We start from the raw sequence: 9,597 nt of genomic DNA, 5'->3' as shown, positions 1-9,597 counted from the left end.
CCACCGCCCGCGCCGCTGTCGCAGTCTGCGCCGTCCGCAGGCAGCAGCGGCGCGGTTGAGTTGCCGCGCTTTGTGGATCTGGTCAAACAGCAAGGCGGCGCGGTCGTCAATATCAGCGCGGTTCGCGCCCTTGCCCGGCCGCCGGTTCCGCCCGACCATCCCTTGTACGAGTTTTTTCGCCGGTTCGGCGGGCTGCCCGACACGGGCGAGGCCGACATCGGCAGCGTGGGGTCGGGGTTCGTGATCCGGGCGGACGGCTATGTGCTGACCAACGCGCACGTGATCGACGGCGCCGACGCGGTGCGCGTGAGGCTGACCAACAAGCGCGAATACCCGGCCAAGGTGATCGGCGCCGATCCGTACACCGACGTGGCGCTGCTCAAGATCGACGCCAGCGGCCTGCAGACCGTGCACGCCGGGGACCCGGCGCGGATGGAACCGGGCGAGTGGGTTGCCGCCATCGGTTCCCCGTTCGGGTTCGACAACAGCGTGACGGTCGGCGTGGTCAGCGCCAAGGGCCGCCTGCTGCCGAATGGCAGCTATGTGCCGTTCATCCAGACCGACGTCGCCGTCAATCCCGGCAACTCGGGCGGGCCGCTGTTCGACACGCGCGGCAACGTCATCGGCATCAACTCCCAGATCTACAGCCAGACCGGCGGCTACATGGGGATTTCGTTCGCAATTCCCATCAACATCGCGATGGACATCTCGGAGCAGCTGCGCCAGCACGGCCGGGTGGTGCGCGGGCGCATCGGCGTGCAACTGCAGGAGCTGACCTACCAGCTGGCCGAGACACTGGATCTCGCGGACATCCAGGGCGCGCTGGTCACCGCAGTCGAGCGTGGCGGCCCGGCGCACCGGGGCGGCATCCGGCCCGGCGACGTGATCCTCTCGCTGGACGGGCAAACGGTGGCCACAACGGCCGACCTGGCGCGGCTGATCGGCAGCGCGCGTCCCGGATCGACCGTGACGGCCGAGGTCTGGCGCAACGGCGCCAAATCCAGCGTGAAGATCGACGTGGACGAACAGCGTGGCATGGGTTGACCGCCGGACATCGAGCCCATGGGGCCCAAACACGATACCGATCCAGTTCGGCGGCATCAAGCGATGCGCTGGACGCTGGCCTAATCCAGCAGGCCGGACATCCTGGGAAGGATAAACCGCGCGTTGGCGCCGGTGGCGGTGCGGACTTCGTCCACGCCGATGCCGCGCAGTTCGGCCAGTACTTCGCCGATGCGAGGGATCTGCTGCGGCGTGTTCACGCCGGGGTGGACCCAGGCCGGCGAAATGTCCGGCGCATCGGTCTCCAGCACGATCGCCGACAGCGGCAGCTCGGCCGCCAGCCGCCGGATCTGCAATGCGCGCGTGAAGGTCATGTTGCCGCCGAAGCCGAGCTTGAAGCCGACGTCGATATAGCCCTGCGCCTGCTGGAAACTGCCGTTGAAGGCGTGCGCGATGCCGCCGTTGGGCGTGATCTGCCGCACCTGCTTGAGCACCTGGTCCTGCGACTTGCGCACGTGCGTGAGCACCGGCAGCTTGAAGTCGCGCGCTATCCTGAGCTGCTCGCGCAGGAAATGCACCTGCTTCTCGCGCATGGCCGGTTCCGCCAGTTCGGGAATGAAGAAGTCCAGCCCGATCTCGCCGATGGCCACGAAGCGCGGGTCGTCCATGGACGCTTCCACCTTGGCCCGCAGCGCGGCCAGGTCGTCGTCGGTGGATTTGGGCACGCAGATGGGATGGATGCCCAGCCCGTAGCAGGCGTTCGGCGCCTGCGCGCCCAGCCCGGCCACAGTATCGAGGTTGTGCCGGTCAATTGCCGGTATGACGATCATGGATACGCCCTGCTCTGCGGCCTGGCGCGCCACGTCCAGCGAGGCGCCGCCGTACTCGCGCGCGTCAAGGTGGCAGTGCGTGTCTATCCACATGATTACTTCTCCGGGTGCAGGCCTTCATCGGTCAGGCGCAGCACGCGGTCGCAGCGGCGCGCCAGTTCGGGGTCGTGCGTGACGATGACGAAGGCCGTGCCCAGGGTGCGCGACAGCTCCAGCATCAAGTCGAAAATCTGCTCCGCCGTGCTGTGATCGAGGTTGCCGGTAGGCTCGTCGGCCAGCACGCAGGCCGGCTGCGTGACCAGCGCACGCGCCAGGGCCACGCGCTGGCGCTCGCCGCCTGACAGCTCGCCCGGCACGTGCGTCACGCGCTTGGCCAGGTTCACGCGCGTGAGCACCTTCTGCGCCTCTTCCTGCGCCATGGATCGCTTGACGCGCCGTATCATCAGCGGCATGGCCACGTTGTCGAGCGCCGAGAATTCGGGCAGCAGATGGTGGAACTGGTAGACGAAGCCGAGCGACTGGTTGCGCAGGTCGCCGCGTTCGCGTTCGCCCAGAGTGGCGAAGTCCTTGCCCAGCAGGGTCACGCTGCCGCTGCTCGGCGTATCCAGCCCGCCCAGCAAGTGCAGCAGCGTGGACTTGCCGGAACCGGACGCGCCGACGATGGCCACGCGCTCGCCGCGCCGCACGTCGATGTCGATGCCGTTCAGCACCTGCACCGAGTAGGTGCCCTGGGTGAAGGTCTTGCCGAGGCCACGGCAGGACAGGACGATGGATTGGTCATTCATAGCGCAGCGCCTCCGCAGGTTTCACACGGGCGGCCCACCAGCTTGGATAGATGGTGGCCAGGAAGGCCAGCGCCACCGCCACCACGCCGATCCTGGTCACGTCCGGCCAGCGCATGTCCGAAGGCACGGTGCTGATGTAGTAGATATCCTTAGACAAGAACTGCACTCCCAAAGTTGATTCAATAAACGGTACGATCACATCGATATTCGAAGCCACCAGTACGCCGCCGGCCACACCCAGCGCGGCGCCCATGATGCCCACCAGCGCCCCCTGGATCACGAAGATGCGCATGATGGATTGGGGAGACGCGCCCAGCGTGCGCAGGATGGCGATGTCGGGCTGCTTGTCGGTCACCGTCATCACCAGCGTGGACACCAGGTTGAACGCGGCCACCGCCACGATCAACGCCAGGATGATGAACATCATGCGCTTCTCGGTCTGCACCGCCGCGAACCAGTTCGCGTTCAGCTTGGACCAGTCGCGCATCTCCAGCCCGGCCGGCATGATCTTTTTCAGGTCTTCCGCCACCTGCGGCGCGCGGTGCATATCCGCCAGGCGCAGGCGCAGGCCGGCCGGCGCGGACAAGCGCAGCATTTTTTCGGCATCGACAATATGGATGAAGGCCAGGCCCGCGTCGAACTCCGCGTGGCCGGCCTGGAAGATGCCGGTCACGGTGAACGAGCGCATGCGCGGCACGATGCCGGCCGGCGTAACCGTGCCCTGCGCCAGCGCCATGGTGACCTTGTCGCCCAGGTTCACCTGCAGCGCGCGCGCCAGGTCGATGCCGAGCACGATGTTGAATTCGCCCTGGCGCAGTTCATTGAAGTCGCCGTACTTGGTGTGCTTGGCCACGTCAGACACATTCGGTTCCTGCTCCGGCAGCACGCCGCGCACAATGGCCGGGCGCAGGTTGTCGCCGCCGTGCTGCAGCATGGCCTGGGTCTCGACGAACGGCGCGGCGCCCTTCACTTCCGGATTCTTGAACGCGTTCCTGGCCTGCTGCTCCCAGTCCGGCATACCGTCGCCCCCGGTGTTGAACACCTCCACGTGGGCCAGCACGGACAGCATGCGTCCGGTGACCTCCTTCTGGAAGCCATTCATCACGGACAGCACGATGATCAGCGCCGCCACGCCCAGGGCAATGCCGCCCATGGAGATCAGCGAGATAAAGGAGATGAAGCTGTTGCGCGAGCTGCGCTTGCCTGCGCGCGTGTAACGCAGGCCCACCAGCCATTCAAAGGGTAGATTCGTAAACATATTCTGATTCACTCGTAGCGCAGGGCATCGGCCGGCTTGACGCGCGCGGCGCGCCAGCTCGGATACAGGGTGGCGACGAAAGCCAGCGCCACCGCCGTGGCGGCGATCACGGTCACGTCATGCCAGCGCAGGTCGGACGGCACGGCGCTGATGAAATAGATGTCCTTGGCCAGGAATTTCATGCCCAGCATGCGTTCGATCGCGGGTACGATCACGTCCACGTTCATGGCCAGCAGTACGCCGCCGGCCACGCCGAGCGCGGTGCCGATAATGCCCACCAGCGCGCCCTGCACCATGAACACATGCATCACCGAGCGCGGCGAAGCCCCCAGCGTGCGCAAGATGGCGATATCGGCCTGCTTGTCGGTCACCGTCATCACCAGCGTGGCCACCAGGTTGAAGGCGGCCACCGCGATAATCAGTGTGAGGATAATGAACATCATGTTCTTCTGCGTCTGCACCGCCGCGAACCAGTTGGCGTTCTGCTTGGACCAGTCGCGCACCAGCAGCTCGCCCGGCACCGACAGCTTCAGCTGGTGCGCCACTTCCGGCGCGCTCTGCACGTCCGCCACGCGCAGGCGCAGCGCGAACGGCAGGTCCAGGTGCAGCAGCTCCATGCCGTCGCCGAGATGGACGTAGGCCAGGCCTGAATCGAATTCGTTGTGGCCGGCCTCGAAGATGCCGGTCACCGTGAAATAGCGCATGCTCGGCGCACCGCCGCTCATCATGTTCTCGCCGCGCTGGGCCAGCGCCAGGGCGACCTTGCCGCCCACATCCACGTCCAGCGCCTTGGCCAGCCCCACGCCCAGCACGATATTGAACGAGCCGGGCTGCAGCGCATCGAAGCTGCCCTGCTTGAGCTGCTTGCTCACGTCGGACACGGTAGCCTCGGCCTGCGGCAGGATGCCGCGCACGATGGCTGGACGCAGCTTGTCGCTGCCGTGTATCAGCATGGCCTGGGTCTCGACGAAAGGCGCGGCGCCGCGCACTTCAGGATTCTTGAACGCTTCCCTGGCCGTGCCCTGCCAGTCCCGCAGGCCGCCGCCGCGCAGGTCGTACATCTCGATATGGCCCAGCACGGACACCATACGCTCGGTCACTTCCTTCTGAAAACCGTTGTAGACCGACAGCACCACGATCAGCGCGGCTACACCCAGGCCAATGCCCAGCATGGAGATGGCGGAGATAAAGGAAATGAAGCTGTTGCGCCCGCTGCGCTTGCCCGCGCGCGTGTAGCGCAGGCCGACCAGCCATTCGAAAGGCAGATTCTTGATGATGCTCATGGGCCCTGTGAAAGATGAATTACGTTCCGAGCCCGAAGTGTGCCATACAAATCACATTTCGTGAGTGAAACACCGCACCATGCCGGCAAGCTGGAGGCGGCGGACTGATACAATCGCGGGTTATGAATCAGCTTACCCTCGTCCTGCCCTTCGCCCTCACCCCGCCCGAACTCGCCTCCGACCTGGCCCGCGCCCTGCAAGTGCCGTCGCTGGAAATGTTGCTTGAACGCAATAGCACGTATCGCGTGTCGGAGGAAGACGGCGGCAACCGCCTGCTGCCGCACGAAAGCTGGCTGTCGCGCGCCTTCAGCGCCGCAGCATACGGTGCGCCATCCGACAACGCCCCCTTTGCCCCCGCCATGATGCGCGCGCTGGGCGTGGCGCAGCCGGAAGGCTACTGGTTTGCCGTGCAGCCGGTGCACCTGCAACTGACCCGCACCCACATGGTGCTGGGCGATCCGCGCTCCCTGAACGTGAACGATGCCGACTCCCGTGCGCTGTTCGACCTGGTCAAGCCCTACTTCGATGAAGTGGGCAAACCGCTGATCTACGCCGCGCCGGACATGTGGTTCATGCGCGCGGACGACTGGAGCGAACTGCGCACCGCCTCGCCCGACGCCGCGGTGAACGACAACCTGGCCGACTGGATGCCCGAGGGCGACGCCAAGCGTGCCTTCCGCAAGCTGCAAAATGAAGTGCAGATGCTGTGGCACGAGCATCCGGTGAACGAAGCGCGCCAGCAGCGCGGGCTGCAGCCGGTAAATTCGTTCTGGCTGTGGGCCGGCGCGCCGGCAATCCCAGGCACCGCTGCAGGCGCCGCCGGCACACTGGCGGTGGCGAACTGTCCGGCGTGGCTCACGCTGCTGGCCGATCCCGCCCTGCGCGCCGCCACGGCCGAACAGGTCCTGCCGCTGGCCGGCGACGCCGTGGTGGTGCTGGGCGAGCTGATCCCGGTCGGCAAAGCGGGCGACTGGTCGCCCTGGCTGGCCCACATGCAGCAGATCGAACAGCAATGGTTCGCACCCCTGCTTGCGGCATTGAAAGCCGGCCGCCTGGGCAGCCTGAAGCTGGTCTTCAGCAGCCACCTGAAGCTGGCCGAGTTCACCATCACCAAGGGCTCTTTGCGCAAGTTCTGGCGCAAGCCCGCCCTCACCAAGTTGACGCCATGACACGTATCGCCACCCGCCCCTGCCCCTTCCGCACCTCGGAAATGCTGCGCCAGGGCGGCATCCACCCTGTACTGGCCCGCCTGTTCGCCGCGCGCGGCCTGACCGATCCGAAAGACCTGTCGAGCGAACTGGCCGCGCTGATCGCGCCTTCCGGCCTGCTGCACATCGACGCCGCCGCCGTGTTCCTGGCCGACTCCATCGCCGCGCAAAAGCGCATGGTGATCGTGGCCGACTACGACTGCGACGGCGCCACCGCCTGCGCCGTGGCCCTGCGCGGCCTGCGCGCCATGGGCGCCAACGTGGACTTCATCGTGCCCAACCGCTTCGAGTACGGCTATGGTCTCACGCCTGAAATCGTGGCCCTGACGGCGCGCGAAAAGCAGCCGGACATCATCATCACGGTGGACAACGGCATCGCCAGCATCGACGGCGTGGCCGAAGCGAACCGGCGCGGCATCGAAGTCGTCGTCACCGACCACCACCTGCCGGCCGACGTGCTGCCGGACGCGCGCGTCATCGTCAACCCCAACCAGCCGGCCTGCGGCTTCCCCAGCAAGAACCTGGCAGGCGTTGGCGTGGTGTTCTACGTGCTGCTCGCGCTGCGTGCCGAACTGCGCCGCCGCGGCGTGTTCGACGCCGCCACCCAGCCCAAGCTGGACCACCTGCTGGACCTGGTGGCGCTGGGCACCGTGGCCGACGTGGTGAAGCTCGACCCGAACAACCGCATCCTGGTGGCGCAAGGCCTGAAGCGCATGCGCGCCGGCCGCATGCATCCCGGCGTGGCCGCATTGTTCCGCGTCGCGGGCCGCCAGGCACGCACCGCCAGCCCGTTCGACCTGGGCTTCGCGCTCGGCCCGCGCCTGAACGCGGCCGGACGCCTGGAGGATATGTCGCTCGGCATCGAGTGCCTGCTCACCGACGACGAGGACCGCGCCTGGCAACTGGCGCAGCAACTCAACGAGATCAACCTGAAACGCCGCGAGATCGAAGCCGAGATGCAGGACGCGGCCCTGCTGCACCTGGACCGCTTCGAACCGGCCGCCAGCAGCACCATCAGCGTATTCGACGAAACCTGGCACCAGGGCGTGATCGGCATTGTCGCCTCGCGCCTGAAAGAGAAGTTCTTCCGCCCCACCATCACCTTCGCGCCGGCGGGCGACGGCTGGATCAAGGGCTCCGGCCGCTCCATCCCCGGCTTCCACATGCGCGACGCGCTGGACCTGGTATCGAAGCGCGCCCCCAGCCTGATCGACAAGTTCGGCGGCCACGCCATGGCGGCGGGCCTGAGCCTGCGCGCCGACGCCTTCGACGCGTTCTCGGAAGCCTTCGAAGCCGTCGGCCGCGCATGGCTGACGGAGCAGCAACTGGAGCGCGTGATCGAAACCGACGGCCCGCTGGAAGACGCCTACTACACCACCCAGTTCATCGAACTGATGGACGGCCAGGTATGGGGACAGGGTTTTGCGCCGCCGGTATTCTGCGACGAATTCCGTGTCGTCAGCCAGCGCATCCTGAAAGAACGCCACCTCAAGCTGCTGCTGGAAAAGAACGGCACCCGCTACGACGCCATCTGGTTCGGCCACACCGACTCCATCGGCGAGCGCGCCCGCGTCGCCTTCAGGCTGGACGCCAACGAATACAACGGCACCACCAAGGTCCAGCTGATGGTCGAACACGCAGAACCGGCATAAAACGTGCGCCCTCCGGGGCCAGCGGGCACGCGTAGCCACCTGCACTACCGAATGCTCTCCAGTCTGTATGTTCGACTGCTTTCCCCCCGAAGCGGAAGCGCCGCCCGATTCGCGCGCCCGCCACGCCTGGCATCAGGTCTTGGGCGTGTCGAGCTTCGCCAGCGCCTGCCTGGCCTTGTCGAACGCGGGATCGAGCGCCAGCGACTGCATGTAGCTCGCGCGCGCCTTGGCCTTGTCGCCCAGCTGCTCGTAGGCCATGCCTTTGCGCCACCAGGCCCCAGCGGGAGGCGCCACTTGGACTGCGGCGTCGAAGCGCAGGTAGCGGTCCAGCAGTGCTATCGCCTCGGTGGCTTCATAGCCGCCGTCGATGCGGGTTCTTGCAGCCTGGTACACCGACGGCGCGTGGCCCGGATTGCGGTCATACAGCTTGGCGGCGCCGCGCAAGTCGCCGCGCATCACCAGATCGAGGGCTAGCATCATGTCGGAATCGGCCTGCACGGCCAGCTGCACCGGTTTGCCGTACAGGCGCGCCTCGACCTTTTCAGCAACGTCGCTTGCTCCCATGCCCGTGTTGGACAGGACGATGACCGTATAGCCGCTGCCCTGGTAGCGGCTGAACACCGCATTGATGCCGGGCGCGCCGCCATTATGGCCGACGACGGTGTCGCCGAAAGCGCTCTTGCGCTGCCAGCCGAAGGCATATTCCCTGTCCGGTCCCACAGGGGTCCACATCGCCGCCTTGCTCGCTTCGGACAACAACGCCGTTCGCTTGAGCGCCTGATCGTAGCGCAGCATATCGCGCGTGGTCGTGCGCATGCCGCCATCGGACGACGGCGGGGGTACTGACCTCACGTTGGAGCTTATGCTGCCGTCGCCGTTGCGGGTGTAGCCGATCGAGCGGTTAGGCAGTGGCTCGTCTTCGAGGGTGAGCGAACTGTCAGTCATGCCGGCAGGCTTGAAGATATGGTCGCGCAAGTAGTCGCGGTAGGACTGGCCGCTGGCTTTTTCGACGACGGCGCCGAGCAGCACCATGCCCGAATTCGAATACTGGAAGCGGCTGCCGGCCGCAAAGCTGGGCGGCTGGTCGTAAATCAGGGGCAGGAAGGCGTCAATGGTGCGCAGCTTGCCCATGTTCGCGGCGAAGTCCTTGTGCGCCATGTAGTTGCCGGTGCCGGCCGAGTGGTTCAGCAAGTGGGCGACGGTGATCGTGTCCTTCTCCGCGTAAGGGATGTCGGGAAGGAAGCGCGAGATCGGGTCGCTTAGTTTGAGCTTGCCCGCTTCGGCCAGCTGCAAGATGGACACCGCGGTGAAGGTCTTGCCGATGGAGCCAATGTTAAAGCGCGTGTTGGCGCGGTTTGGCTCATTGGTCTCGCGATTGGCCAGGCCCACGGCCGCTTCGTAGACGATCTTGCCGTCATGCGCCACCAGCACCGTGCCGGTGAATATGCCGACCTTGCCGTAGCTTTGTACGATGGCATCGAGGTCGCGCTCGATATTGTCCGCCTTTGCGGCGGTGCCGACCATCAAGAGACAGGCAAGCAAAACTCGAAACATATTGTTCTCCATTTAACCGCCCACC

At 66.0% G+C, this 9,597-nt stretch carries 8 protein-coding genes; 3 read left to right on the top strand and 5 right to left on the bottom strand.

The genetic code is table 11. The annotated features are described in order from the left end of the window. The first annotated feature begins 72 nt into the window (after positions 1-72). Positions 73-1,044: a trypsin-like peptidase domain-containing protein gene (locus AC6H42_RS01630; RefSeq protein WP_497547262.1), complete on the top strand. Its 972-nt coding sequence runs from the start codon at positions 73-75 to the stop codon at positions 1,042-1,044. An 80-nt stretch (positions 1,045-1,124) separates the two neighbouring features. Here AC6H42_RS01630 and AC6H42_RS01625 read toward each other — a convergent pair whose 3' ends face one another. The 4 genes from AC6H42_RS01625 to AC6H42_RS01610 are packed head-to-tail and all read right to left on the bottom strand — an operon-like array spanning position 1,125 to position 5,158. Continuing rightward, positions 1,125-1,925: a TatD family hydrolase gene (locus tag AC6H42_RS01625; protein ID WP_057157049.1), complete on the bottom strand. Its 801-nt coding sequence runs from the start codon at positions 1,923-1,925 to the stop codon at positions 1,125-1,127. A gap of 2 nt (positions 1,926-1,927) precedes the next feature. Beyond that, positions 1,928-2,617 (bottom strand): lipoprotein-releasing ABC transporter ATP-binding protein LolD, encoded by a 690-nt coding sequence (gene lolD, locus AC6H42_RS01620; protein WP_057157048.1) that lies wholly within the window; start codon positions 2,615-2,617, stop codon positions 1,928-1,930. Next, positions 2,610-3,875 (bottom strand): lipoprotein-releasing ABC transporter permease subunit, encoded by a 1,266-nt coding sequence (locus tag AC6H42_RS01615; RefSeq protein WP_057157047.1) that lies wholly within the window; start codon positions 3,873-3,875, stop codon positions 2,610-2,612. The genes lolD and AC6H42_RS01615 overlap by 8 nt, the downstream gene beginning before the upstream one ends. An 8-nt stretch (positions 3,876-3,883) precedes the next feature. Continuing rightward, complete coding sequence (locus AC6H42_RS01610) at positions 3,884-5,158, bottom strand: lipoprotein-releasing ABC transporter permease subunit (protein WP_057157046.1); 1,275 nt, start codon at positions 5,156-5,158, stop codon at positions 3,884-3,886. A 122-nt stretch (positions 5,159-5,280) separates the two neighbouring features. Between AC6H42_RS01610 and AC6H42_RS01605 the strand changes: the two genes are divergently transcribed. Continuing rightward, complete coding sequence (locus AC6H42_RS01605; RefSeq protein WP_497547261.1) at positions 5,281-6,327, top strand: hypothetical protein; 1,047 nt, start codon at positions 5,281-5,283, stop codon at positions 6,325-6,327. Further along, positions 6,324-8,018 carry a single-stranded-DNA-specific exonuclease RecJ gene (gene recJ / locus AC6H42_RS01600; protein ID WP_057157044.1) on the top strand — a complete coding sequence of 565 codons (1,695 nt, stop codon included), beginning with the start codon at positions 6,324-6,326 and terminating at the stop codon, positions 8,016-8,018. The genes AC6H42_RS01605 and recJ overlap by 4 nt, the downstream gene beginning before the upstream one ends. 132 nt (positions 8,019-8,150) lie before the next feature. Here recJ and AC6H42_RS01595 read toward each other — a convergent pair whose 3' ends face one another. Beyond that, the gene (locus tag AC6H42_RS01595) at positions 8,151-9,572 is read right to left on the bottom strand and encodes a serine hydrolase domain-containing protein (RefSeq protein WP_497547260.1); all 1,422 of its coding nucleotides are present in this window, start codon (positions 9,570-9,572) and stop codon (positions 8,151-8,153) included. Positions 9,573-9,597: the final 25 nt, after the last annotated feature.

Source organism: Massilia sp. NBRC 108631, assembly GCF_059704565.1.
The sequence above is the reverse complement of the archived record's forward strand: the minus strand, read 5'-3'. Positions and strand labels throughout refer to the sequence as shown.